A 23,949-nucleotide genomic window follows, 5' to 3' on the forward strand; every position below is an offset into this window, starting at 1 on the left:
ATACTATCCACCGCCTTTCTGATACGCCGTATGCTTGATTAGAAACTTTCAATATTGCTTTCTTTTAATTCGCAACCTCGTATTAAAACAAGCGTATAAGAGTGTGTTGTTAATAAATGGAGGTGTTAAGAATGTCATTGGAACCATTGTTCAACCCTCAAAGTAGATTAGTAGGGTGGATCGAAAGAGATGAGCATTTATATGACCTAAACTTGAAATGGGTTGGATTCATTAGTGATGGCAATGCATTTTCCGTTACCACTCACAGATGGTTAGGTCCGATAGATGAATTGAATTGTTTAGACCGAACAGGTAAGGTAGTTGCTTGGAATCCTTCTCAACCCATAAAGGGCAGAATTACACCTATGCAACCACTTACGCCCCTAACACCTTTGAGACCATTAACACCATTGCGGCCTTTAACACCTCTCACTCCTTTGACTCCACTTACTCCTTTAGGAGGGTGGTCAGCACTACAATTCAATACTTGGATTAATCAGTAGCCGCCTTTAAAGCGGCTTTTTTCTTGGTAGGCTTTGTGATCTCCAGTCAGGTAGGCAGTTCTGCTAACCTCTTCAGCAATCTGCAGAAGCCTTTCCAGCTGGTGCTGCGTCCATTGCTCATTTACCTGCCTGTAGTGTCATATACGCTGTTTCTGCCCTCTCTCGGGGGCAAATGTTTGTCTTATCCTTTACCTGTGTCATGACTTACCCTCCGTCACTTTCAACGCCTCATACATGCCAGTTAACACATTATCGAAGTCCGATTCCATATCTGCCGTTTCATAGATTGTGATGGCTCGGGCTATGGTCTGCTGTGCCTCTACCAACTTGCCTTGCACCCTCTGCATTTCAGTTTCGTACTTCCCGTCTTGGAACAACATTTCTTCTCCGGCTAATTGTTTGCAAATTTCGTTTAACCGTTCCCCCTCTTGTCGTGACTCTTCTAGAGCAGCCAGCAACTCAATTGCGTCTTCTAGCGATAGTCCATTGTTAAGATGTGCGTATTTTCTGTACGCTTCTATCCGTTCTGGTGTCGGTAAGGAAACTTTTCCTGATTCACTCATTTGCCCCACACCTCCTTATAGCAGGATTTGCACACTTCGAGCTCATTCCCATTGAACGTATTTTTCATGACCAGTTCTGAATGTTTTTCCTCGCAAAGTTGGCAAAGCTTCCGACCACAATCAGGGCATTTCTTGATTTCGGTCATAGCACCTTACCGCCATGTCGTTGCGGTCGTGTTGCGTTGTACGCCATCTTTTCATTAATTGCTTGTTCGAGATCAATTCCATAACGACCACAAGCGTCAAATACACGAATCACAATGTCTGCCAGCTCGGACGGTATGCCGCATGGTTTCCAAGTATCGTCTGCCATTTCTAAGCGAGTGAGCGTCATCCCGAAAGCGGACTTTTCTTCGTACCAAACCTCTGTAGGCTTCTTGCCATTTCTAAAGTCCTCCAGTGCCTCCGAAGCCTCTGAATGAATCAGGGCAATGATTTCACCAAAACTCCGTTCCTCAACCCACCAACCTTTGTCTACAGCATTACAGTGGGCTTCATTAACCAGCTCATTAATTGTTTTCACGCCTTCGCCGCCTCTCCTTCATCATCCACAACTAAAACTGACGATTCTCTAAGATTCCATCCGCTGTCTTTGCCTTGGCTGATATAAAATACAGAGCTTTCCTCACTGTATGCAATAACGCCTTCTGCCCATTGTTCGTCCTTGGAAAATCTGCCTAATGATAGATTAGTGAATTTGACTCGCTGCCCTTCGAAAAGGTCTTTGCCTTTATCATCAGCACGACCGATATATTGACCGACTGTCTCTGGTCGTACTTGGTAAGCAAACGGGAGTCCTGCCTCGTTGGAAATGTAATACCCCTTTTTCAGATGCCGCACGTCCTCGGGCAGTATTGCTAGATTCCCAATGTGCCAGTTTCCTTCAAGGTCCATGCCCCGGAATTTGTGCTCTCTGCTCATACTGGTTATCTCCTCTCATGATATAAAGCACATAATCAAAAACTATCGAATGGTATTATTTGGGCTGAATAGGTGTTAACTTGAGTAATATAGAGGTGATTGATGTGTCCAAATTTTTATATTTCCTACTTATCTTTGCGATGATTATGGTGTGCGCCCGTATTTGGCGGTCAAGACGTAAGTGAATTGTTTGTTGGGTGCTGTTATACCCCCTTATTTACTAATATCTCAGCAGCAGTGTTAACCTCACTCAACCATCTTTCGTAGGCTTCTCTCCCGGCACCAAGATTTCGTACACATTGCGAACGCAATGGGCAACGATGGCAGTTGTCTTTGAGATTTTCCCGACAGATTTGCTTGGCTGCTTCACTGAGATCTGTCATAGGCTAAACTCCATCTGACCAACTGCAGGCTTGTAGCGCTCCAGCGACAAAGAACTTCCAGAGCCGACACAGAATTCCGGCATGCTTGCTTGGACCTTTGCTCTCGCCATTTCTGGGGAAACTGAGTTCCCGCATTTCGCAACTTGCTGAGCTTTTGGAACTGGACGCCCGTTCTCCTGATAGCCATCAATGATATAGGTCCCGGGGAATCCTTGAGCTGCATAGAGTTCCTTTGGCTCTAACATTCGGAACCCGATGTCCACCACGACATATGGTTCACCCTTCACATGAACGATCACCAATCCAAACCGATCATGTGTCGGTATCGTATGCAGTGGGCTATTCAGATCCTGCCCAATGCTTGCCCCGTAATAAGCCACTAAGAACGCGTAAACCAATCCATGGTGATTCCCGCCCGCTGTCACCGTATGCAGAGGTTCGGTGACAGGCTGCCCAATATTGGTGCCGCGGAACTTGATAATGTTTGCCGTGACCAGACCAAACCGATTAGCTGTATCCAACGTAAGCAGCGGTTTATCTATTGTCTGGCCCCGAGCTTCTTGCCCACTGAGTTCACCGTGATACTTAGCCAGGAAAGGAAGCACAAGACCGTATCCGTTTTTAGCCGTCATTGTTCCGAGTGGCTTGTTGATCTCCTGCCCCCTGAATCCATCGCCGGAATGATTTACCGTTACAATAAATGGATTAGGATTGTTGACGACGAATTTCATAAATCCATGGGCTATGCGCCGGCAGGTGCTATCTGCTAATGGGCGCTTAACATTCAAACCGTATTTCTGTTTGATGTCCACCACAGATTCGAAAATACTTGGACAAGGAAGGGACCAATCAATAATCTCAGCTGCTGTCCGCCACGCTTTCCGCTTGCCAGCTTGCACCTCCAAACTGCCCGATGCTCCGTGAGTCGGTTCTGGCCAGACAATCGGTTTGCCATCCCGCCGCATTTCCATACACAACCGTTTCCGGTTAGTGGGGGCACCGTAATCACAAGCTACTAGTTCCCGCCATTCAACTACATAACCGAGCTGCCGAAGCGACTCAACGAATGATTCGAAGATACGCCCTTTCTCAGCTTGAATCGGCTGCCCATCCTCATCCAACGGACCCCAGTCTTGGAATTCCTCTACGTTTTCAAGGATGATGACGCGCGGCTTAACCAAGATAGCCCATCGAATTACGACCCACGCCAATCCACGTATTTTCTTTTCCCGCGGCTTACCGCCGCGGGCTTTACTGTGATGCGTGCAATCTGGCGAGAACCAGGCCAGACCAACCGGACGCCCGCGGGTAACCTCTACGGGATCAATATCCCAAACATCCTCACAGTAATGTTCAGTTTCTGGATGATTCGCACGGTGCATGGCTATAGCTGCTGGATCGTGGTTAATCGCTATGTCCACTGATCGTCCAGTTGCAAGCTCAATCCCTGTGGAAGCACCTCCGCCACCTGCGAAGTTATCAACGATGATTTCTCTCATCTTGGATACACCGCCTTGATCTTGTGATTGACCTTGCTCATAGGTTTTTTCCGTCTCCGCTGAATTTCAGCAAGAGCATTGTGTTTATAAATTGGTGCAGCTCCATCATCGTTATAGGCAATCTCGTAAAGCTGTCCAAGCGTTGCTTTTTTCCAGTTCACCCCTGCACCTCCCTAAAATAAGAACTGTTGTTCCTTCAAATGGGTGTGACTGCCCGCCGCCGCAGGCTTCCCTGGGCGTGTGTTCGTTTTTTTGGGTTTCTTCTTTTTCGTTATTTCGTACTCCTTGTATGCCTCTGGATCAATGATGGACCAGATCACTTCATGTTGGTAAAGAGGGTATGAGTCCATTGGTCTTCCGTTCCGCACCCTATATATCGCCTCACATATCTTTGCGATAATATAGGCATCTACAATGTCATGACTGGGATTCTCGTATCCGAAGTGCTTCAGAGCTGCGACAGCCATTGCTTCCTTTTTGGCTTTGCCTTTGAGCAATACCTTCGATCCCGGTTCCCCTATCCAGCTTTGGACATCCACATATTTTTTCACCGCTAGTGGAGCTATCTCCTCAAAGGTTAACCCCTTCCGGGTAATCATCCCTTCCAGCCCACCGTGTATTTTAGCAGTGGTTATGAGCATTTGAGAGCCGTTCGCTACCCCTTCCTTCAGGATTACATCCTCGGGTTTTAGAACGTTATAAAGCTGGTCCTCAAGCGACATGCGTTGTTCTGGAGATATACCACCTTTGACATCCTTTCCTTTTCCTCGAAAGGTCACTTCAAGAACTGGATTTCCATCTTCATCAAGAGCAACAACGGCTGTTTGAGTGGCGGGGTCAATCCCTACGAATCGCATGCCCCCACTCCTTCCGACTCCAAGGAATCAAGAAACTGATGCTCATATATGTTAATCGTGCAGAATATGCGATTCGCTTTTTATAGTAAAGGTGTGTTTCTTGTTTCACTGCTTCAAAGTGTTCTTGACACAATGGCACTAGCGCCCATGTATGTGTGGCTGCTGAATTGCAATTAGGACATCTGCATTCTTCCATCTTCCATCCCCCCTATTTGAATTCTTGATACGCAACCCCTGCAGCCTTGTATAGCTTGAGGCGTCCCGGGTCTGTTAGCAGCATCTGCCCACGGTTGTACTCAAGGGCACGTTGCTCTACAAAGTCATAGATTCGTTGCAGTTTGTTGCGTTCTTCCACTGCCAGCGTTAAAGGATCATCCAACAGTTCCGCCTTCTCTACCATCCATGCAAGCGTATTTTCATAGGCTGCATCATCTTCGATTCTTCCTTTGCTGCTCATGCTCTCTCACCTTCTCAGCGAGCTTGTATTTTTGATCCTTGTCCAAGTTCACAAAACGACTGATACTCGGTACGAAGGCCATATCAAATGTGCCTGTCCCAATCTTTCTGCCCTTTGCAACGATGATCTCAGCGAATCCTTTTTTAGGACTTTCCGGATAGTAATAGTCATCTCGATAGATGAATGTCACAACATCAGCATCTGATTCAATGTCCCCGGAGTCACGTAAGTCTGACATCAACGGCCGCTTATCTGGACGCTGCTCACAACTCCGCCCTACTGCCGATAAGCAGACAACGCAGACCTGTAACTGCCGTGCCATTCGCTTCAGATACTTCGTAATGTATCCAATACGTTCTTTGGTGTTTTCAAAGTTTTTTTCTGTTTGGATGAACTGTAAAAAGTCGATATGGATCACCCAGCGCTTGCCGGGATGTTTCTTTTTCAATGACTTCACTTGTCGGCGAATGTACTCTACAGTCGCTCCTGAACGATCATCGATATACAACAACCGCCCGGCGATAATCTCTAAGGCATCCCCATACCGAAGCCAGTCGTTATCAGACATCTGCCCCGATGCTATGCGGTCTCTTTTTATTCCTCCGATACATGATGCAATCTGTTCAACAATCTCCATTCCACCCATCTCCAATGAGAAGACTGCATCCCCCCACCCAGATGACGTTACTGCGTCCACATCATTTGCCATGTAGAGTGTCTTGCCCATTGAAGGGCGGCCTGCCAGTATCTCCAAATCACCAATTTGATGTCCTTTACTCAATTGTGTGAAATCTTCACTGGCTGCTTTCGCCCCGGTTATACCACCACTGTTGGCACGTTTAGCTATTACTTTTTCATGTCCTTCCAGCAACGTAGCCATATGGACAAGCCCGCCGTCACTGTCTCCTTGCTGCAACTCCTCTAACTGCTCCATCTTGGCTTTAAGCTCAGCGATGTCACCGCCACCGTTTGTTGCAATTTGACGCCCTAACTCTGCCAATTCCTGCTGAATACGATCGGTACGGACTGCCCGCTGGTAATAAGTGAAACTGTCTGTACTAGGGACAGAATCACGTAGAGCCATGAGGCGTGTAAGCCCTCCAATCCGCTGCAGTCTTGCTCCCCATTTGGATACAAGTACAACAGGATCAAATGGGTTAGCTGCTTCGTCCGAATGTTCCTTTGCATATTGCAGAACCTTGAAAAGGAGTCGGTTATCCTCTTCCTCTTCAGTGAAGTCAGCAGGCACAAGAAAACAATCATCCATCAAGGTGTGATCCTTTAGTAGTGAACCTAGTAGCGCTCGTTCAGCATCAAGATTCATCTGTCTTCACCTTCGTTCTGTAAATAGCATCGATCTTTTTCTGAATGAAGTCCGGTGGTGGACCTACCTTTTCTGTCTCATGATACTCTTGAAGTTCCAAGACTCTCTGCTCCTGCTCCAGCCGTTGAGCCTGGTAAATGGTCATCTCTGCTTTGTGTTCAGTGCATGCGAGATAAATATCTGCTGGATCAGGAGCAAACTTAGGTCTCACCCTACAAAGATTCCTTACAGTTGCATAAGCCACTTCATTAGGAATGTCCTGAAGAATGTCCTGCCAGGTGGATATAACTGCATCTATCTCGTTGTCATTAATCACAAAGCTCCGGTATGCCGAGCGGAGATATTTCAGAATTGCTGTCACGCCGACCCGATCCAATGTTCATCAACTCCCTCTGCATAGCGCGGTCTATTACATCGCCTGTATTTTGGTTTTCTGTTACTGCTGGCTTGAGCATTCCTTCCGGATCTACCACCGGATAATCTTTATAGCGTTTCTGGTTTAGAAAGGTTGAAGGATGAGGAATGTATTTCTTATCTGTTTGAAGCAGTTTACAGGTCTCAGCAAAATTGGCTGTATTCTGAATAACAGTATCCGGATCAAAGTCCTCTATCTTACATAACTTTTCCCATGCCTTTTTTGCAGCTTCTTTCGATATCTTTCTAGGGTAGTTATTATAGAAATCATCAAACATCGCTATATTTTCTTTAATACTTTTCTTTAAGATCTTTATTTCTTTTAATGGGGGTCGGATCTGATACCTCGAAACCTCTACTTGAGGGGTCAGATCTGATACCTCGGGGGTACTAGATCTGATACCTCGGATTTCATTATTAAGTGATTCTTGAGGGGTCAGATCTGAACCCTCGGCTGACGTAAACAAGTCATTTTCACAATCCATTTCATCACCGCTTTTCTGAATAGTCCATTGTTCATAATGTTTATTGAATGATAGCCGTCTAGGCATTACACTCGTTTCTTTTTGAGTAACAAGAATTACTTTTGATTTAATGAGCAGCCCTACCTCCCTTTTAACAGTGCTGGCAGAGAGGCAAGTGAGCTGTTGCAAGAATGTTAGTGCGAAGTCATGGTCTTTCCGGCGATAACCGTAGGTGTACCGCCAGACGATCATGATAATTCTCAGTTGTGTGGCATTGAACTTTCGTAGTGCCACCTGCTCCAATATCTCATTGGCTACACGGGTATAACCATCTTCAAGTTGCGGCCCGTCCATTACCTCACCTGCTTTACTTTAAAAGGGCAGTTTGTCATCCCCGTGCCGCTGAAAGTGGTCAAAAATCCAATCGGTCAAACGTTCAGCGTCGTTTCCCTCGTCAGCTACAGGAGGTGTGCCCATCCAGCACTTAATAATTTCAGTTACCTCTGATCGGATATTCGATGGAACATCCTTCTCTGGCTCTGGGGCTTCGATGTATCCATTGACTAGAGCTGATAGGAAAATCATAACTCGAACTTTGCCTTGCTCTGTTCGACCGTGCTCCGTCCATTCTAAAAGTTCGCTCACTCCATAGTGTTCTTCGTCCTCATCTGCAGCCGTGAAAAACCTATTCGCTATAGCCGAATTTGATATTCCTTTAATAATTAATTCATCAAGTTCAGCAGCCACTTCCCTTGGTAGTTGTACTTTCTTGCTGTTACGCCAAGACTCCAATTCCCACTCTAGCTGTTGAATACGTTCCTTGAGTCCTCCGATATAATGCGGGGCATAATTCACTGCATACTCACCGTTACGAAGCTTTTCATTTTCTTCTTTAACTCGTTTGATCACCTTGTCCTGTTCTTGGATTGTCCGAGCAGCTTCTGCTAGACACTCAATCATCTTGTATGTTCTTGCTAGTAACTCTGTTGACATTAGCCACACCTCAATTTCATTGTTTTTTGATTCTATATTTCCGATCCTTGCGATCTCTACCGCTTGTCAGCTCACCATAGCAGCGAGGACATACCCGAGTGCGTCCAATGTATTCCTCGCGGTCTGGGTTGATCTCTTGACCACACACCTTGCAATCTGGACTGAGGACGTGTATCTCTACTTGTACGGCGGGTTCATTTCTCATAGAGATGATCCCTGAAATCTACCGCCCACTGTTTGCCATCCTTCGTGTAATCAATCCAGTTGTGGCAGGTCCCAGTATTAACACTAGGACCGCAGAGCATTGCCACATCCTTCACAGTCGTTTTACCGTCGATCTGCCAGCGCCGAATTAGATGGGCACACTGTAAGCCCTCTTTACTCCCGCAACGCTCACAGCGTCCACCTGATCGTTCCATTGCTGCGTTGTAGACCTCATTGTTAATTGCTCCACGTTGTTTGGCTGTGGGCTTATTACGTTTATGCGCTGGTTTCGGCACCGGGTGGAAACCGAAGGCGCTCATTAGTACAGGCTCAATTCTTGAAAGTGTTTGATGCGACTAATCTTCTTCGTTTGACGGCAGTACTCGCACTTTTCGCAGCGTACCGGTTCTACCTTCCCTGACTTAACTTCCTTCACTCTTTCAATGTGATTTCCAACAATCCGCAAGTGAGCAGCGATTGCATCATAATCGAAATAAATGATTTCATGATCCGGTGGGTCTTGCTTGGTTACAACAACCATGTGAGGCAGCAACCAATCCTCTTCTTTGCGTCCAGATACTTTCCGTTCAACCTCGGCATATACAGACATCTGAATGATGTAGCCGTAGTGATCAAGGAAGTTCTCATAAGCCTGAGCCTCGCGATTCCAAAACTTCCCGTCCATCTCTTTCATGGTTTTTAAATCTGCGAAAATTTTATGTTCAGGTTGGTAACTGTCCAGCATGACCTTCCAAGGGATACCGAACATTTCCGTGGTCATTATGACCTCTTTCTTTCCAGCCAGTGCCTTCATTACCAAAGGATCATTCTCTAGGACCTCGATCATTTTATTGCAGTGTTGAAAGTTTGATTTAAGCTGTCCTGCTGTTGGGCCCCTGCTGCTGTATAGATCCGGATTATCCGCTTTGAATTCATCAAGCATTCCTTCGTTCCAAGCGTGGACGAAATGCCCCTCCATGAAAGTCACGGAAGTCGGACGAACATATTCTCCATTGATAGTAGCCATTGCCTGAGCCTCACAACCCCCATAAGAGGGAAGGAAGCTCTTGAACTGGCTCACGCTCATGTAGTGGCGGTTGGCTTCTTGGCTAAAATAGTTTGATTTATTCAGTTCCATCAGTCGCACCCTCCCCGACCTCTGTAAACTCCCCGTCGATCACAGTTACTTTGGGATTCAGTGGACTTTCCTGTGCCGGACGCGCCCGTTCCCGTTCCTGGTTAAAGTCCATGTCTGCAGCTTCTTCGAAGGCTTTCTTTTGCTCGATTGTGTCAAAATCCAATTCAATGTTCTTGCAAAGACGGCGGAGTATTGTTTTCTTATACATCTCTCCCGGAGTTGCTACCCATGCCTTGGAATATTCATTCGTCCTTTTGTTCTTCCGTGAGAAGTTGACCTTGATTTCCTCGATCTCTTTTTTACTCATGGTGTCATAGTTCATTGAGCCGTCTTCGTATAGGACAATAGCGAAAGCTCCTAATATTTCCCCATCATTAAACGGGAGTGGCTTAAATGAAATTGACTGCTTGCCACCTTCAATCGTCTCGGTAAATTCATCGCCAACTCGCACCAATTTTGCATAAATGTCCTTGATCTTATTAATGCTGTACTTCTTGGCAAGCTTGACCTCACCTTTGTAGTCTGTTTGAAACTCGACGGACCCTCCATAGATAATGGCGTAGCATTCCTTATTAAAGAAATCTAGCCCCAAGAATGCTCCTTTGAGCATCGTTCTGGCTACGCTCATGGCGTTACATTCTGCAATTCCATTGGTATCCTGCAGAACGGTCAGACAGTTTTGCATAAATCTAGTCTTATTAAAACCGGAGGGCAATGCCTCTGATTTAGCATCAATTAATTTTTCAAGATTGCTATGAATTGTGGCTAACTGAGTATTTGGCTGTGCGTTTGTCATTTCTTATCCCTCCACAATTTCGATATTCAGATCTTTGCCCTCAACCGTCGAGAGCAAGAAGTATTGATAATCATCGTGCTGTGCGTTCTCCAGAATGGATTGTTGCTTGCTTCCAAGGTTTTGATAACCATCAATGCAGATTACCTTGAGTGGACCTGACTGAGCCTTAGCAAGCTTAAATGCGAAATCCAGCGCCTCCCCTTCAGATAATCCATCGATAAGTGTGCCGTCAATTCGGATACGGCCTTTATCATCTACTGTCAGTCCATCCACTGGCAGAGCAGCTGTTTTAAGCAATTCTTTCGGCAGCTCGCGCGCCTTCTCAATCTTTGAAGTTAGGTCAGCGGACCGCGCTTCTTTTGGAGATGACTTCTCGCGAATGATATCGTTCATCCGTTCCCACTCTCGAAGATACTCTTTCATCTCAGCCGCTTTATGAGCAGCAGCTTGTAACGGCTCTGGGTCAATCCATTCAACATCTGCAATCACTTGCTCAGCATCGCCTGACTTCGCTTTCTCTGCCGAAATTAGGCTGGCTTCGTGATCTTTGATCTTCTCCAGATCCTTGCGCTCATGCTCCGCGATATTATTAAGTGAAGAAGACTTTTCTGCGATCAATTGGCGGTGCTCGCTGACATATCCCTTATTCAGTTCAACCTCACGTTGGACATCTTCCCGGACGTTGAGTTTTTTCTGTTGATATTGAAGTTTGAGGCGTTCAATCGCCTGCTCCATTTCGTTGTCCAACTGTAGGGACGCATCTGCGATTCGGCGGTCAGCATCGTCAATGATCTTTTGATCCTGCTCGATACGCTCCTCTAACCGCTTGATGCTGTCTTGCAGTGTGTCGCGTTGTCTCCGATAACCTAGAACCCTTTCTTCTGTAGCGTTAGCAGAGCGCTGCTTTATGTCCTCTATTCGCAACGTCAATCCATCAATTAATGTCTTCGCCTCTTCCAACTTCTTATTGGATTCCTGAGCATCTGACAGTTTGCGGTAAAGCTTCTGCAGGTCTACCCCGCGCCACTCTTCGCCATCATAGTTCGGTGGAAGGTCTCGCTTAATCCCTTCGATGTTTGCTCGTAATAGATTGATCTCACGATTGATGCTGGAACGTTCTTCGAAATATGCTGATTCGATCTGCTGCAGGATTTGCAGGATATGAAGCTGATAGTCCGCCTCAGGTAGTTCTCCAAACCATGATTTGATATCTTCAACTGTCCAATCAATCTGCAGCATGTTGAGAATAATTTTGGTCTGCTCTTTAGCATCTTTCTGTACAAATTCAATCGGTCGGAAAATATCACCGTTTATTAGCTTTCGTAAAAATCCTTCCGTGCTGTTTACAGCCTTACTGTCGTGCTTAACCTTGAGATAGTCCGCCTTTTCCGACCGAACCTTGCGGGTGATCTGTAGACCGTCCGTCAGCTCTACAAACAATTCAGCCTCTTCATGTCCGTGGCTAACGACTTCTGTACGCCGACTATTATTGGTCAGTGCCTTTTCCAGCGCCTCTATCAAACTTGTTTTTCCGGCGCCTGAGTCACCATCAACTTTATTTATTTTGCCGGGAGATACTTCTAGTTCGCTGATCCCTAGCCAATCCGTGATTTTAATCCGTTTGATATGCAGCATCTTTACAGCCTCCTGATTTTTGTGTTATAGTGACCGTGAATTTTTGAATAAGTGTTTGACTAACGTCCCCGGTTGCAGCCAGGGGCGTTATTTGTTATTTTCACCGTTGAGACCACCCAGAACGCCTTGCGTGGCAACGATGTGAAGTGCCTGCGACTCCGAGAAGCCTGCTTTAACAAGTTCCAAGAAGTAAGCTCTGTGAGCCTTTGCTACTGCTCCATAAGCTCCTAGTAATGCTGGTAAAGCCTTCGTCAGCGAATCAGCAGCCAATTCGAACTCCATTCTTTCATGTGGTTTCATTTAACAAGTCCCTCCTTATAGTGCAGCCAGTTCTTCCTCAAGCTGCTGGATTTCTTCGTTGATTGCCTCGACAGCGAATGTTTTGATATTCGCAACCACTCTGGCTGATGCACGGCGACCACTGTACCCCACAGAATCCAAGGTCACTCCGTTATCTCTCCACGAGAATTTGATCTCTTCGGCATTAATTAGTCGCTCAGCTTGCTTGCTTAATTCATCGATCTTGTTGACAATTACAGTGGCTTTCTTAGTGCGATCGGTCATGTACTCCAGTGTTTTTCTGTCCATCGTTTTGCCCCGCTTTCTCCTGTTTTTGGGCTCAAAACCCCATTTTTGGCAAAAAAATAATAGGCCTTCGAGATTTCGCCGTTTTTTAGACCTGCCGATTAACCTTTTTCACCTCCCTTTACGTCTACTTGATCTCCTGTCTTTCGCAAATGTAGAATCACTAGGGTAACCTATATTCACCTTCTGAGCTGGAACATGACCTTCCAGATTCTTGTCTACGGCTTTAGGATCGTAACCGATTTTTTGCGGTTTACCGAATCTCCCGATCAGTTCTTTGCGCTCCATGCTATGAGCTTTAGTACAATGATTGTTAGTGATTACGTCGGCTGTATAACAGCAATTGGGATAAGGGCATCTAACTGTGGTATTGAAGATTACTGTCATACGCACACCGCTAGTTGTTCTACAGGTGTTGCCCATAAAGTTAGTACAGCATCACGATGTTTGCGGCGTTCCTTGATAGCAAACTGTTCAGTTTCAACATCGCCTCGCCATTGAGCGTCTTTTTGAACACTTAGCCAGTAAGCCATTTCTTGGCGGTGAAATCTGAGAGCGTCTTTTTTCTCATTCATGCCATTCCCTCCAGTTCTAATTGCAATGACTCAACCGCCACTAACATTCCTGCATTCCCAGACCAATAGCTCCGAGCTCTGTCGATAAAACCCTGCATCTGCTCCTTAGTACAGCCTCGACGCTTACAATCCTGTAAAACATTTGATAAATCAGTTGATGCGCTCATTTCAGTTGTGCCTCCCATTCAATCAATTTATCTGTGAAGTGCTGCGCCAGATCCATGTTTCCTGTACAATGCGCCGCTAATGTCGCTTCTTTAATGCCGTCCACCTGCTGGACGATGTTCAAATTATCCATGAGTAAGGGCATAATCAGTGCTAGTTCTGCTTCTCCGATGATAAGCTCGCCTTTAATGTTGCTATTCATGTAAGTAATGCGAGCTAAAGCGCGATGTGTAGGATGGATGAATACTGCCATTTGCAGGACCTCCATTCGTACTCAGATTAATTTCAACTTTGAGTTGTTCTCGTAATAGGCACGAGCTTTAGTTAGTATCCGTGAAATATATGAGGGAGTGTACCCCATCTCTTCAGCAGCTTCCCGCTGTGAAAAACCTCTAAACAGAAGTGATACCAATTGTCTTTGTTTGGCTGGCATTTGCTCCAAAACTACTGAATCGATCTCCAGATAAGACGTATCAGGTTCCCAGTGACCAACCAAATTCCACCAGTCAGGGATTGCATCCAAGCTCAGATACCGACTACTAATGCGCCGAGTTTTACGAAGATAACCCAACATTTCATTGGTGATGCAATGGCTGGCGTAAGTTGCAAATTTAAATCCTTTGGTTTCGTCGAAGGAACGAGCTGCCTTGATAAGACCAATAGAACCTTCCTGAAAGAGTTCCAGATACTCCACACCTGTTGTCTTGTTGATTTTATGAGCGATCGATCCAACCAGTCCCATGTTGTTTTGAATCAATTCGTCCGGCGTCAGTTGCCGTTCAGGTATTGCGGTTACGCTCATTGGGATGCCCCCTCCTCCAGTTGACACTGGGGCTGTTCCATTAAGTAAGTCGGTAGCGTCCATGCATCAATCCAATGGAGAGCCTCCTCAAAACGATGTTCTGGAGTGTCTCGGTAAGACCTAGGCAGCCCAAAGTATTTTTTGTATTCGCTCCACATTCTCGTAATGGATCGGCGCAGATTGACCACCAACCCCGACTCTTCTGCTAAGATAGCCCATTTACCTATGTGCGCTTTACCCTTAGCTTGCAGCTTGTTTTGATCCTTCTGGGTGCAAATGACACGGAGGCGAAGTTTCTCATTGTCTTTCTGGTAGAGAACCTTCTCCTCTTCTGCCTTGGCAACCCGCTCAACCAATGCCTCAATCTCCTCAGATGTCAATAATTGCAGTTGGTCTTGCATTTGCCTCAACCTCCTCAATGACTTTGTTTTGCATTACCACTGCCCACTCCTTGCGACTTTTCGCTATGGTTGCGTCAAGTGAATTCCAAAAATGATCTGCAACCTCCTGTGCTTCTCGCTGGTCCCGAACGGAAACGAAGTACATTAATGCCGATGACAGGTCAACATCCACATAAGCACGGGTCTTACTGAGTGCCTCTTTCATTTTTCGAAGATCGTATTCACGCTTTTCCACCAAGGTGTTCCTCTCCGTTATTTCCTGTTCAAGATGCCTCTTGGCTTGGGACAGTTCGGTATTTTCTTCAATCAGCCTGCGGAGCGTTTCTTCGTCTTCTTTAGAGCGACCATTGCGGTTTTTAAGTGCATCAATTTCCTGTTGCAACTTCTCTTGCTGAACAATGAGTTTTTCCTGCTGTTCAGAGTGCTGTTGAATTGTTAACTGCCTATCAGCTTCGGCTTGCATAGCTCGGAGTTCGGCGGCGTCCTTCTCTTGCTGGGACTCCTTGAGAGCTTTCTTGACTTCACGCAGCTCTTTAACAGTCATACTCTCTACCTTCTTGGATTCGCCTGTAGAAGGGACAACGTGCTCCTGCTCAACGAATTCAGAGCGGTCAATTGATTCGGGGAGGGAGAGCATTTCGAATAAAGAGCTGGTTTGTAACGACGTCGTTACGTTACCAAATTGCTCGTATACCTCAATGAACCGATGGGCTTGCATTCGACTGAAGTCCACGTTTTCTTTAAGCCACTCTTCCCACTTACCGTGAACCAGGTCATTCTCTTTCACATACTTCAATCGCTTGCCAATCTCAAAGAGTGATTGTCCCGCAACTTGTTTGTAGCTATTGATCTCAGCTGTGATAACTTGCAGATCAGTTGATAGTGCTAGTTGATTCATTCTGCGCCTCCTTCTTTAATCGATAACTAAGATGTCGATACATTTGAATCCACCTGAACCATTTCGATTCACCTTCTTTGCGCACCCATCCACCTTTAAATTCCAAAGCTACGCCAGATCTGTATGATAGATTTAGTAGCGCCTGTTTTGAAACGTGATTCAAATTATTAGCCTCCAATTGAAATCCGTTGTTTTATCTAACCTCAAGCGAAGTATCTTCTAGAGTGTGTGTCTTAATATGACACCCCGCTTCAAAAAAATTTTCAATAGGAACCTTGAAAAGACCGCTCAATTTAACGACTTCATCAAGATAGAATCTGACATGGCCGTTTTCTTTTCTAGAATATGCATTTATCGAAAGACCTAACTCCTTCGCGGCTTCCTTGGCTTGCATGCCTGAATTAACTCTTGCTGCCTTCACGGTAATCTTCAACATCTGCTCACCTCCTTGTTGTATAAGTCGTGTCTTTTGATGACACCCATAGATTAGCATCACTTTTAAGGTGCGTCAACCCTCTAAATGACACGAAATAATATTTTACTTGTATTAAGTGTCTTTTTATGGGTATAATAAATCCAACCATTAGATGAAGGAGAATTTTAAATGAGTGTTTCGGATGAAAATAAGTTTTTTTACATAGCAACAGGGAAAAACATAAAAAAATACCGCGACCTGCGAAATTATAGCCTTCAAGTATTAGCCGAAAAAGTTGGTTTAACTAAGAAAACTATTCAACGTTATGAAAACGGGGAAATTAGAATTGGTATGGATCGCATTAAGGACCTGTCTGTCGCTCTTGATGTGACGGTGAACCAACTTACTGAAGGCGCATATACATATCTGGGAACCGAACCCGAAAAGTCAGAATACATAAGTTTGCCTATCGTAGGAAAAATTTCTTGTGGAAATGGTGTTTTAGCGTATGAATCCATTGAAGGATATGAAACGACGCCTCGTTCCTGGATCAACGGGGGGGAGTACTTTTATTTGAGAGCTAAAGGGGACAGTATGAACGGAGCTCGTATCTTTGAAGGAGATCTATTGTTAATTCGTAAACAAGAAGAGGTTGAGGATGGAGAAATCGCCGCTGTTCTAATCGATGATGAAGCTGTGTTGAAGAAAGTATATAGACAAGCTGACACCCTTGTATTGCAATCGGCCAACCAAAACTATCCACCCATAATTTGTGGCGGAGATGAAACCAACATTCGCATAATCGGGAAACTTAAAAAAGTTGTTATTAATTTTTAATTGTAATAATAAAAGAACATTCCTCCTAATAATGGCGGGATGTTCTTTTATTCGTCCAGATGAGTTGTTTTAATAATTATAATAAACATGCAAACATTGTAGAGATTCGTAGTGACTATTTCCTTATTCTATTAGACTTACCTTGTAAATTATTATTAACATAGGGGGATCACAAAGCTCAAGTAGTCTATGAACTAATAACATTTTGGGGTGCAGTTCATTTTATATAGTATCAAAATAAAAAAAGCCCGCACCTCTTATTGGATCGCGGACCTTCTTACTTTTCATCTATTTTATGAACTTATGCTTAAAAAAGATCGCACATTGATCTGCTGTTATATTAGTACCTCCTTCCTGAAAATACATTAAGTTATCTGGATTCTTGTTGTGCCCCTTATCATTTGGAGCTGGATCTGGATCACTAAAATTACTTAGAATATGACCAACTTCATGAGCCAAAGTATACGGACCTGCTTTTTCTGTAATTAGAACCAGTGCACATGGATTTTCTCCATTATCTACAAAAGATTTCCCTATTCGTTTACTATTCGAATCTTCATTTAATGAAATGTAATCACCTCTAAGATACCAAACCAAAATATCTGTTTCAGGAAAATAAGCCTTTTCTTTATTCCTCTCATCCAAAATTGTTTTGGCCTTAGTTAAGTCTAATGGAATTTCCTCCGCTTTCAAAAATTTCGTACTGGATGTCCCTACCATATTCCAGCTACTCCAAACCATTCTGAGTTTAAGCCTCTTTCCACATTGTGAAGCGAATAACGATTCAAATGCATTTAAATGATCTATAACTCTTTTTTTTATTTCCTCTGGTAAATTGCTCGGATCAGGAAATGGTTTGGGGTCAGGATGGGAAGCTAATAAAAATACATTTATGTACTTACAATCAGGTATTGGAGACCTAGGGTGCCTGCCATTAACAACCTGCGGTTTTACTTGAGGTAAACTAAATCCTATATCACTCATATTTTTCAACTCCCTTTTTTTTGTTATGATTACCTAACTACATAAATTCTATGCAAAAACAAGCCCACCGACCGTTAAGGTTAGTGAGCTTGTTTTGTTACTTGGACATAGAAATATGTGTCCTAAATTCATGCGCTGTCCGAGTATAGTATGTATCAGCAATCTTAACAAAATCAGGCGTATACTTTTGTATTACTCCTCCGTAATCTATGATGCTATCAGAGGCGTCCTCGCCAACTTGCACAACATAAACCCTCACTTGCGCCAATGCTGCAGCAAGTAAGTCTGCATCGCTGGTAATAACCTTATATTTAGCACTCAAACGATCACTCCTACAAAAAAAGCATCTAAAAATTATCCACCTTATGTTTCTCCATCAATTTATTTATCGTTAGATATTTTTCGTCTAATACTTTTCTTTCCTCTATATTTCTATGGAATAAATCTTTAAAGACAAAATTTTGGACATTAGTATTTACGTCCATTAAACATGCAAAAAAATCTAGAAATCGATCATGTGTAATTGCAATAGAATTAACAAGTCCCGCCCGCTGTTCCTCTTTAAATTCTATCCCTTCATTTAGGGAATAATGGAATGCATTGTATCCCATATAGCAATTATTAATAATCATGATCATTTCTTTAAATTCTTCCTGTAGAGCATATCTTTGTTTTACAAGTGGAATAAATACAATTTCATATTGTTCCCATGCATAAGAAAACTCTAAGTACGAACTACTCGCAATGTTTTTAAGGTTTTCAAACTCTCTCTCCTTATATGATCTTAGTAAATAGTTCATATCAGCTTGGTATAATATTGATTCCACTTGTAAGCTTTCTAGATGTCTCCTCGTAATATCAAGATACGTACAAAAATCAGAATTTTTTCTAATAGCATTATAAAGTGGATCCTTTATGAAATTGAAGGCACTAATATATGTAGTGATTCGCTTATCTCTAATTACATTTTTCTGACCCAATTTATATACATAAATCCAACCAGTTACTGTTACGGTCATCGGTATAATAACTCCTAATAACCATTTAATATTATCTCCAGTTATATACCCCAGCATCTCTGTATTCCCAACCTTCCCTAATGCAGATTATTCATTTGTATAATCTGAATATAATAGTTATGGAACATTCTGTAAACGGTAAAAAACAAACGCTCTAAGTCATGGGCTTTTTGCTCCCTCACTAAATAGTACGTGTTTTTTATACGTTGACACGTATTATAAATACGTATATAATATAAGTATAAGGAGGGTTGAGATGAAGTCATATAGTTCAAGGGAAATCATAAAAATTATCGAAGAAGACGGATGGTACATAGTTGGAGTACATGGAAGCCACCACTACTTCAAACATCCAAGCAAGCCGGGGAAAATAACAGTACCACATCCTAAAGCAAGCTTTCCTCCCAAAACACAAAAGAGTATCCTAAAATCAGCAGGGTTGTAGGGGCGCAAGCCCCTCTCCCCCAAGGAGGTTAATATAAATGAGTAAGAAAGATGTTTATCGCTACTGGGCGCTGCTAGACACAGCAGACGAAGGAATCTCTGTTCGTTTTCCCGATCTGCCCGGATGTCTGACTTCCAGTGATACAGCTGAAGAAGCACACGCCGCAGCACGTGAAGCTCTTGAGGGGTTTATGTATGTGATGGAGCAAGACAATGACCCTATTCCTTCACCATCTGTGCTCGGTGATATCTTGAAGCAAGCAGATCCGACAGAGGCCGCCTGTGAAGTGCAGGTCTATATGCCAACTGTTAGGGATGCAATGGAAGCTAAAGCTGTAAAAAAAACACTGACGGTGCCGAAGTGGTTAAACGATGAGGCTGAAAAACAGCATCTGAACTTTAGCCAAGTATTGCAAGAGGGATTGAAACGAAGTCTTGGAATCGAAAAGCAACGCATTTAATTAGATACCTCCTTGCACATATTCCTATAGTATAGGCTGATTCGCAGGACTACCTAATACACCGCCTGATGATGACCGGATGGGCATCGGTCGAAACCATTTTGCGCTACGGCGCAGGATGGTCGCGGGAACCCAACTGGCTTCGCAAAGTTCTTCTTCACATATATTGATCTTTGTAAATTACATAGATTACCATCCCTTTATCTGGTAGACTGTTTTTGTCATTTATTATCAAAATTAGGGGGAACATCATGAAGAAGCCGATTTATAAGAAATGGTGGTTTTGGTTAGTACTGATCCTTGTAATTGGATGGATAGGAAGCTTGGGTGGAGATAAAGAACCTACTACTCTTGCAGACCCTGAACCTACCGTCCAAGCCGAAACTGTTATCACCAAAGAAACAGAAAAACCAGCTGCGACACCAACCGAAGAAGATAAAAAAGTTAAAGAAGCTGCTGAAAAAGCAGATGCCGAGAAAAAGGCTAAGGAAGAAGCAGCAGCTAAAGCTGAGGCTGAAGCCAAGGCAAAAGAAGAAAGTGTCCCTAGAGAATATAAAGCGGCATTAAAACAAGCAGGATCATATGCAGAAACTTTGAATATGTCAAAGGCAGGCATTTACGATCAGTTGACTTCTGAATATGGAGCAAATTTTCCTCCAGAAGCCGCTCAATATGCCATCGACAACATTGTAGTTGACTGGAAAGAAAATGCATTGAAATCTGCACAATCATACGCAGAAACGTTGGATATGTCAGATTCCGCCATTTATGATCAATTGATTTCAGACTATGGTGCGCAATTCACTGCAGAAGAAGCGCAATACGCGATAGATAATTTAAAATAAACAAAGCCCTACCGACCATATATAGGTTAGTAGGGCTTTGTCATAATCTCAAAGGCTTGGGAATTATCTTCTATGTAGTAGCTCCTAAAACATCTCTCATCTTGATCCATTCCCAATCATCATCACTTATTCTCAACTTGATCTGCTTCAATTGCTGATCTACGCGCATCACAATACCACGTATCTCCTTATCCTCAACGGGATCAAATAGTGTGAGCGTAATTGGGCTATGGTCTTCCATTGATTGTGCAAATACCTGTGAGATTTCAGCTAAGGCTTGAGGGTCTAAATCAGACTTCTTACGTATCTCCTCATTCAAGATATCGTCCAGCATCCTATTTTTATGTTCTGGCATAATCATTCGACTACTTTCCCACAATCCATTACCTTCGAGTTTTTTTCGCTGCATACATATCCCCCTAATAATACAACCAATAGTCAGCGCTGCTCGCTACACTTTTATCTTTCTTTGCAACTTCCGGATCTCTGTGAGATGGATTATCTCTTTCCCAGCCAGATATAATGCAGGCCATCTCAGGTGGTGTATGTGGATTCCATTCAATGTAATTTTCTTCGACCAGTTCTTTTAACCCATTTCGGATATCGACTGGCATACGTCCGCTTAATCGCTCTAACTCAGGCAAGGATGGTAGACATCCGAAATGCCGTGAGTAATGGGTTATGATCAACAATAGTTTACGCGGTGTATCATTTAACATAAATAACGCCTCCGGAAATAAGAACATTTGTTTGTATTATAACCGAACAAATGTTCCATAAACAACAAGTAACTTATTCTTTGTTTGGTTAAGTACTTCCTAACAACCCTTAATAATAATGTAATTTTTTGTCGAACAACAGACTGTTTGTTCGCCTTTTATTGTTGTAAGCTTGATGCATACATATTAAAGGAGTGAGATGATGAAACGTTATTTAGCATTATTTACATTAATGATATTCATGATCGGGATATTCTCAAATCAAACATTTGCTGCAAATGAAGCGTGGGAGTATCAAGAAGATATGCCGTTTAGCAGAGTAGGCGCGGGAGTTGTTGAGTTGAATGGTAAGGTTTATTTTATTGGTGGCTATAGTGATAAAGCTTTGAATAATGTAGAGGTATATGACTCTGAAAATAAAACCTGGTATAGCAAAAAAAGCATGCCTACCGCTAGATCCTTTTTTGCTATAGAAGTTGTAAATGGTAAGATATATGTAATTGGTGGGACGCTTGGAAATCCTGAGACTTTGGATTCTGATTACTCAAATAAAGTTGAAATTTATGATCCTGCTTCTGACTCCTGGACTGTCGGAAGTAATGCTTCTATTCAAAGAGGAGTCGGGGCTTCGGCTAATCTAAATGGTAAGATTTATTACTTTGGGGGATTAAATAAAACATCAGAAGGTTTAGGAACAGTTGAAGAATATAATACTATAACGAATACGTGGTCAACTAAAACTGGCATTCCTACACCAGTGCATGCAGCAGGGGCGGTTACGAATAATGGGAAAATATATGTATTTAATGGAGGCTACTCAAGCAATACATATAATAAGGTGCAAGTGTACGATCCAGCGACTGACACATGGTCAAGTAAACGCAGCGCCCCAACCAGTAGAGATACTGTTTCAGCCATAAATTATCAGGACAAAATATATGTAATTGGTGGATATTCAAACCCCGCACTCGATACAGTTGAAATATATAATTCAACAAATGATACATGGGAAACAAGCGCAAGTCTTAATACGGGACGTTGGGGATTTGGGAGTGTAGTATTAAACGACTCTATATATGTTTTTGGAGGTATTACAAAAACAGTGGAGAAGCTTTCGATTGCACCTGAGCCGACTTCAACGCCAACGGCGACATCGGAGCCATCCCCAACCGTTACACCTTCACCAACTCCAGAACAGCAGTCAGGCGATCGTGCAATTCTGACAATAATAATGAATACCGACCTTGAGAAAGAGTACGACTTGTCAATGTCAGAGGTTCAAGCATTTTTAAACTGGTATGACTCAGCTTCCGGATCAGCTCGTTACGGAATTGATAAGCATGACAACAACAAAGGCCCATTCACTAAACGAACCGATTACGTTGTGCATGACAAGATCCTATCGTTTGAAGTTAGTGAGTATACTTTAACAAAATAGCTTTTCCCATCACTTACCTCCTCTATCCTTTGTAGCCAAGAGCTATAATTGGATGAAGGAGGTTTTTTATGTTTATATCGCCTATGTTATTACAAACTGCAGCTGGACCATTCAGTCACAGCGATTTCATATATGAACCAAAGATAGATGGGCATCGTCTTATTTATTCTCAAGAGTCCGGTAAGGTCCGGTTATATACACGGCACGATAATGATTGCACTCGGCAGTATCCTGAATTACATCTCCCATTTGCGGAAGATGTTGTTTTGGATGGTGAAGTAGCCTGTGTTGACCCTACAACTGGAGTATCAGATTTCGAATCTGTAATGAGCCGTTTTCAGACAAGACGAGCAGAGAAAATAGTACACCTCACCGGGACGCTCCCGGCGTATTATGCCATCTTTGATATCTTGATGTACAAAGGTCAGGATCTTCGTGGATTGCCCCTGATGAGCCGTAAGGAGATACTGGCGGGATTAACTCTACCCTCTAATAACTTTGGATTAGTACCTCATGTGGAAGGTGCTGGAGAGGCTTTATTTGAACAGATCGAAACTCGTGGTATGGAAGGCGTAGTAGGTAAGCGTAAAAACAGCGTATACGAGACTGGCCGCCGCTCTCATGCATGGCAAAAGGTCATCAATTGGACTTATGCAGAAGTATTTATAACAGGTTATCGCAAACAGGAATTTGGGTGGCTGGCTGCTGTTCCATCCGGTACGTCCGGAAAGCTACGTCCAGCAGGAATCATTGAACTCGGCGCGTCACCGCTCCATAAGCAGGCATTTAGAGGCGTTGCCCAACAGCTTGTAAAAGGCGAGGATAAGGATTTTGTACATCTTGAGCCAAGATTACGAGCTAAGGTAAGAATGAGGAACTGGACCAAATCAGGCATGCTGCGGAGTCCAGTGTTTACAGAATTTATCGTATAAGCAAAAACAGACCCGTCAGGCATAAGCCCGGCGGGTTATTTTATTTCTGCTCTAAATTCAAATCGCTCCCGAACAAAATGAGATCCAGCAAGTTTAATAGAATCCGGTGTATACCCCTCTACAATCCCACCATAATCCATAAGATGACCTATTGGATCTGGGTCCAGCCGAAACCATACGGATACTTTGGATTGTGTCAGTGCCGCTGTCAGAAACTCAGAATCTGTCACCAATATTTTATATGTAGCGCTCAAAAAATCACTCCCTAAACAACAAAA

The 23,949-nt window shown here is 43.5% G+C and carries 38 protein-coding genes; 7 read left to right on the plus strand and 31 right to left on the minus strand.

All coding sequences use genetic code 11. The annotated features are described in order from the left end of the window. Positions 1-131 precede the first annotated feature (131 nt). Positions 132-503 carry a 4-fold beta flower protein gene (locus NST40_RS17340; RefSeq protein ID WP_342409765.1) on the plus strand — a complete coding sequence of 124 codons (372 nt, stop codon included), beginning with the start codon at positions 132-134 and terminating at the stop codon, positions 501-503. A 197-nt stretch (positions 504-700) separates the two neighbouring features. Here NST40_RS17340 and NST40_RS17345 read toward each other — a convergent pair whose 3' ends face one another. The 25 genes from NST40_RS17345 to NST40_RS17465 all read right to left on the minus strand — a co-directional run bounded on the left by NST40_RS17345 (position 701) and on the right by NST40_RS17465 (position 16,013). Beyond that, a complete protein-coding gene (locus tag NST40_RS17345; protein ID WP_342409766.1) occupies positions 701-1,066 on the minus strand; it encodes a hypothetical protein in 366 nt (121 codons plus the stop codon). Between the two features lie 142 nt (positions 1,067-1,208). After that, positions 1,209-1,589, minus strand: a complete 381-nt coding sequence (locus NST40_RS17350; protein WP_342409767.1) for a hypothetical protein — start codon at positions 1,587-1,589, stop codon at positions 1,209-1,211. Further along, positions 1,586-1,987: a hypothetical protein gene (locus NST40_RS17355; protein ID WP_076277310.1), complete on the minus strand. Its 402-nt coding sequence runs from the start codon at positions 1,985-1,987 to the stop codon at positions 1,586-1,588. Before NST40_RS17355 ends, NST40_RS17350 begins: the two co-directional genes overlap by 4 nt. Positions 1,988-2,190: 203 nt before the next feature. After that, positions 2,191-2,370 carry a hypothetical protein gene (locus NST40_RS17360; protein ID WP_144024925.1) on the minus strand — a complete coding sequence of 60 codons (180 nt, stop codon included), beginning with the start codon at positions 2,368-2,370 and terminating at the stop codon, positions 2,191-2,193. After that, positions 2,367-3,869, minus strand: a complete 1,503-nt coding sequence (locus NST40_RS17365) for a DNA cytosine methyltransferase (protein ID WP_076218632.1) — start codon at positions 3,867-3,869, stop codon at positions 2,367-2,369. The genes NST40_RS17360 and NST40_RS17365 overlap by 4 nt, the downstream gene beginning before the upstream one ends. Continuing rightward, on the minus strand, positions 3,866-4,030 hold the full coding sequence (locus NST40_RS17370; protein WP_179087479.1) for a hypothetical protein: 165 nt from the start codon (positions 4,028-4,030) through the stop codon (positions 3,866-3,868). The genes NST40_RS17365 and NST40_RS17370 overlap by 4 nt, the downstream gene beginning before the upstream one ends. A gap of 12 nt (positions 4,031-4,042) precedes the next feature. Continuing rightward, complete coding sequence (locus NST40_RS17375) at positions 4,043-4,726, minus strand: hypothetical protein (protein WP_342409768.1); 684 nt, start codon at positions 4,724-4,726, stop codon at positions 4,043-4,045. Positions 4,727-4,934: 208 nt separating this feature from the next. Continuing rightward, a complete protein-coding gene (locus tag NST40_RS17380) occupies positions 4,935-5,183 on the minus strand; it encodes a hypothetical protein (RefSeq protein WP_342409769.1) in 249 nt (82 codons plus the stop codon). After that, positions 5,155-6,507 carry a DnaB-like helicase C-terminal domain-containing protein gene (locus tag NST40_RS17385; protein WP_036687867.1) on the minus strand — a complete coding sequence of 451 codons (1,353 nt, stop codon included), beginning with the start codon at positions 6,505-6,507 and terminating at the stop codon, positions 5,155-5,157. The genes NST40_RS17380 and NST40_RS17385 overlap by 29 nt, the downstream gene beginning before the upstream one ends. Beyond that, complete coding sequence (locus NST40_RS17390; protein WP_081389398.1) at positions 6,497-6,883, minus strand: replicative helicase loader/inhibitor; 387 nt, start codon at positions 6,881-6,883, stop codon at positions 6,497-6,499. Before NST40_RS17390 ends, NST40_RS17385 begins: the two co-directional genes overlap by 11 nt. Further along, positions 6,816-7,739: a replication protein gene (locus NST40_RS17395; RefSeq protein WP_342409770.1), complete on the minus strand. Its 924-nt coding sequence runs from the start codon at positions 7,737-7,739 to the stop codon at positions 6,816-6,818. Before NST40_RS17395 ends, NST40_RS17390 begins: the two co-directional genes overlap by 68 nt. Positions 7,740-7,757: 18 nt before the next feature. Further along, entirely contained in the window at positions 7,758-8,378 is a 621-nt protein-coding gene (locus tag NST40_RS17400; RefSeq protein WP_342409771.1) for a hypothetical protein, read from the minus strand. A 194-nt stretch (positions 8,379-8,572) separates the two neighbouring features. Then, positions 8,573-8,902: a hypothetical protein gene (locus NST40_RS17405; RefSeq protein ID WP_076316019.1), complete on the minus strand. Its 330-nt coding sequence runs from the start codon at positions 8,900-8,902 to the stop codon at positions 8,573-8,575. Further along, positions 8,902-9,720, minus strand: coding sequence for a PD-(D/E)XK nuclease-like domain-containing protein (locus tag NST40_RS17410; protein WP_342409772.1), 819 nt, complete (start codon positions 9,718-9,720; stop codon positions 8,902-8,904). The genes NST40_RS17405 and NST40_RS17410 overlap by 1 nt, the downstream gene beginning before the upstream one ends. After that, a complete protein-coding gene (locus NST40_RS17415; protein WP_342409773.1) occupies positions 9,707-10,516 on the minus strand; it encodes a RecT family recombinase in 810 nt (269 codons plus the stop codon). The genes NST40_RS17410 and NST40_RS17415 overlap by 14 nt, the downstream gene beginning before the upstream one ends. 3 nt (positions 10,517-10,519) lie before the next feature. After that, positions 10,520-12,151, minus strand: a complete 1,632-nt coding sequence (locus tag NST40_RS17420) for a hypothetical protein (RefSeq protein ID WP_342409774.1) — start codon at positions 12,149-12,151, stop codon at positions 10,520-10,522. 87 nt (positions 12,152-12,238) lie between these two features. Then, positions 12,239-12,451, minus strand: coding sequence for a hypothetical protein (locus NST40_RS17425; RefSeq protein WP_076218643.1), 213 nt, complete (start codon positions 12,449-12,451; stop codon positions 12,239-12,241). Positions 12,452-12,466: 15 nt separating this feature from the next. Further along, positions 12,467-12,739 carry a hypothetical protein gene (locus tag NST40_RS17430; protein ID WP_076218644.1) on the minus strand — a complete coding sequence of 91 codons (273 nt, stop codon included), beginning with the start codon at positions 12,737-12,739 and terminating at the stop codon, positions 12,467-12,469. A 380-nt stretch (positions 12,740-13,119) separates the two neighbouring features. Continuing rightward, positions 13,120-13,311: a hypothetical protein gene (locus tag NST40_RS17435; RefSeq protein ID WP_342409775.1), complete on the minus strand. Its 192-nt coding sequence runs from the start codon at positions 13,309-13,311 to the stop codon at positions 13,120-13,122. Beyond that, positions 13,308-13,478, minus strand: a complete 171-nt coding sequence (locus tag NST40_RS17440) for a hypothetical protein (RefSeq protein ID WP_179087480.1) — start codon at positions 13,476-13,478, stop codon at positions 13,308-13,310. The genes NST40_RS17435 and NST40_RS17440 overlap by 4 nt, the downstream gene beginning before the upstream one ends. Continuing rightward, on the minus strand, positions 13,475-13,729 hold the full coding sequence (locus tag NST40_RS17445; protein WP_036687892.1) for a hypothetical protein: 255 nt from the start codon (positions 13,727-13,729) through the stop codon (positions 13,475-13,477). The genes NST40_RS17440 and NST40_RS17445 overlap by 4 nt, the downstream gene beginning before the upstream one ends. 21 nt (positions 13,730-13,750) lie before the next feature. Next, positions 13,751-14,278: a sigma-70 family RNA polymerase sigma factor gene (locus NST40_RS17450; protein ID WP_342409776.1), complete on the minus strand. Its 528-nt coding sequence runs from the start codon at positions 14,276-14,278 to the stop codon at positions 13,751-13,753. After that, on the minus strand, positions 14,275-14,679 hold the full coding sequence (locus NST40_RS17455) for an ORF6C domain-containing protein (protein ID WP_342409777.1): 405 nt from the start codon (positions 14,677-14,679) through the stop codon (positions 14,275-14,277). The genes NST40_RS17450 and NST40_RS17455 overlap by 4 nt, the downstream gene beginning before the upstream one ends. Beyond that, on the minus strand, positions 14,648-15,577 hold the full coding sequence (locus tag NST40_RS17460) for a DUF3102 domain-containing protein (protein ID WP_342409778.1): 930 nt from the start codon (positions 15,575-15,577) through the stop codon (positions 14,648-14,650). The genes NST40_RS17455 and NST40_RS17460 overlap by 32 nt, the downstream gene beginning before the upstream one ends. Positions 15,578-15,770: 193 nt before the next feature. After that, positions 15,771-16,013, minus strand: coding sequence for a helix-turn-helix transcriptional regulator (locus NST40_RS17465; protein WP_342409779.1), 243 nt, complete (start codon positions 16,011-16,013; stop codon positions 15,771-15,773). Positions 16,014-16,181: 168 nt separating this feature from the next. Here NST40_RS17465 and NST40_RS17470 point away from each other — a divergent pair, with 168 nt between their 5' ends. Next, positions 16,182-16,829, plus strand: a complete 648-nt coding sequence (locus NST40_RS17470) for an XRE family transcriptional regulator (RefSeq protein ID WP_342409780.1) — start codon at positions 16,182-16,184, stop codon at positions 16,827-16,829. Between the two features lie 288 nt (positions 16,830-17,117). On the opposite strand, the gene NST40_RS17475 is transcribed toward NST40_RS17470, so the two are convergent. The 3 genes from NST40_RS17475 to NST40_RS17485 form a co-directional block, all read right to left on the minus strand. Then, positions 17,118-17,813, minus strand: a complete 696-nt coding sequence (locus NST40_RS17475; RefSeq protein WP_341163962.1) for a hypothetical protein — start codon at positions 17,811-17,813, stop codon at positions 17,118-17,120. Positions 17,814-17,910: 97 nt separating this feature from the next. After that, on the minus strand, positions 17,911-18,135 hold the full coding sequence (locus tag NST40_RS17480; RefSeq protein WP_342409781.1) for a hypothetical protein: 225 nt from the start codon (positions 18,133-18,135) through the stop codon (positions 17,911-17,913). Positions 18,136-18,160: 25 nt separating this feature from the next. Continuing rightward, a complete protein-coding gene (locus NST40_RS17485; RefSeq protein WP_342409782.1) occupies positions 18,161-18,832 on the minus strand; it encodes a hypothetical protein in 672 nt (223 codons plus the stop codon). A gap of 256 nt (positions 18,833-19,088) precedes the next feature. Between NST40_RS17485 and NST40_RS17490 the strand changes: the two genes are divergently transcribed. The 3 genes from NST40_RS17490 to NST40_RS17500 all read left to right on the plus strand — a co-directional run bounded on the left by NST40_RS17490 (position 19,089) and on the right by NST40_RS17500 (position 20,582). Beyond that, on the plus strand, positions 19,089-19,277 hold the full coding sequence (locus NST40_RS17490; protein ID WP_342409783.1) for a type II toxin-antitoxin system HicA family toxin: 189 nt from the start codon (positions 19,089-19,091) through the stop codon (positions 19,275-19,277). Positions 19,278-19,314: 37 nt separating this feature from the next. Beyond that, entirely contained in the window at positions 19,315-19,737 is a 423-nt protein-coding gene (locus NST40_RS17495; protein WP_342409784.1) for a type II toxin-antitoxin system HicB family antitoxin, read from the plus strand. A gap of 251 nt (positions 19,738-19,988) precedes the next feature. Further along, a complete protein-coding gene (locus NST40_RS17500) occupies positions 19,989-20,582 on the plus strand; it encodes an Ltp family lipoprotein (RefSeq protein ID WP_342409785.1) in 594 nt (197 codons plus the stop codon). 70 nt (positions 20,583-20,652) lie between these two features. On the opposite strand, the gene NST40_RS17505 is transcribed toward NST40_RS17500, so the two are convergent. After that, entirely contained in the window at positions 20,653-20,991 is a 339-nt protein-coding gene (locus NST40_RS17505; RefSeq protein WP_342409786.1) for a YolD-like family protein, read from the minus strand. Positions 20,992-21,001: 10 nt separating this feature from the next. Beyond that, positions 21,002-21,301, minus strand: a complete 300-nt coding sequence (locus tag NST40_RS17510) for a hypothetical protein (RefSeq protein WP_342409787.1) — start codon at positions 21,299-21,301, stop codon at positions 21,002-21,004. Between the two features lie 199 nt (positions 21,302-21,500). Between NST40_RS17510 and NST40_RS17515 the strand changes: the two genes are divergently transcribed. Next, positions 21,501-22,739, plus strand: coding sequence for a kelch repeat-containing protein (locus NST40_RS17515; RefSeq protein ID WP_342409788.1), 1,239 nt, complete (start codon positions 21,501-21,503; stop codon positions 22,737-22,739). A 68-nt stretch (positions 22,740-22,807) separates the two neighbouring features. After that, positions 22,808-23,671: an ATP-dependent DNA ligase gene (locus NST40_RS17520; protein WP_342409789.1), complete on the plus strand. Its 864-nt coding sequence runs from the start codon at positions 22,808-22,810 to the stop codon at positions 23,669-23,671. A gap of 35 nt (positions 23,672-23,706) precedes the next feature. On the opposite strand, the gene NST40_RS17525 is transcribed toward NST40_RS17520, so the two are convergent. Beyond that, the gene (locus tag NST40_RS17525; protein WP_342409790.1) at positions 23,707-23,925 is read right to left on the minus strand and encodes a hypothetical protein; all 219 of its coding nucleotides are present in this window, start codon (positions 23,923-23,925) and stop codon (positions 23,707-23,709) included. Positions 23,926-23,949: the final 24 nt, after the last annotated feature.

It is taken from the genome of Paenibacillus sp. FSL R10-2778, from assembly GCF_038593035.1.
In the GTDB taxonomy this organism is placed as follows: domain Bacteria; phylum Bacillota; class Bacilli; order Paenibacillales; family Paenibacillaceae; genus Paenibacillus_AQ; species Paenibacillus_AQ odorifer.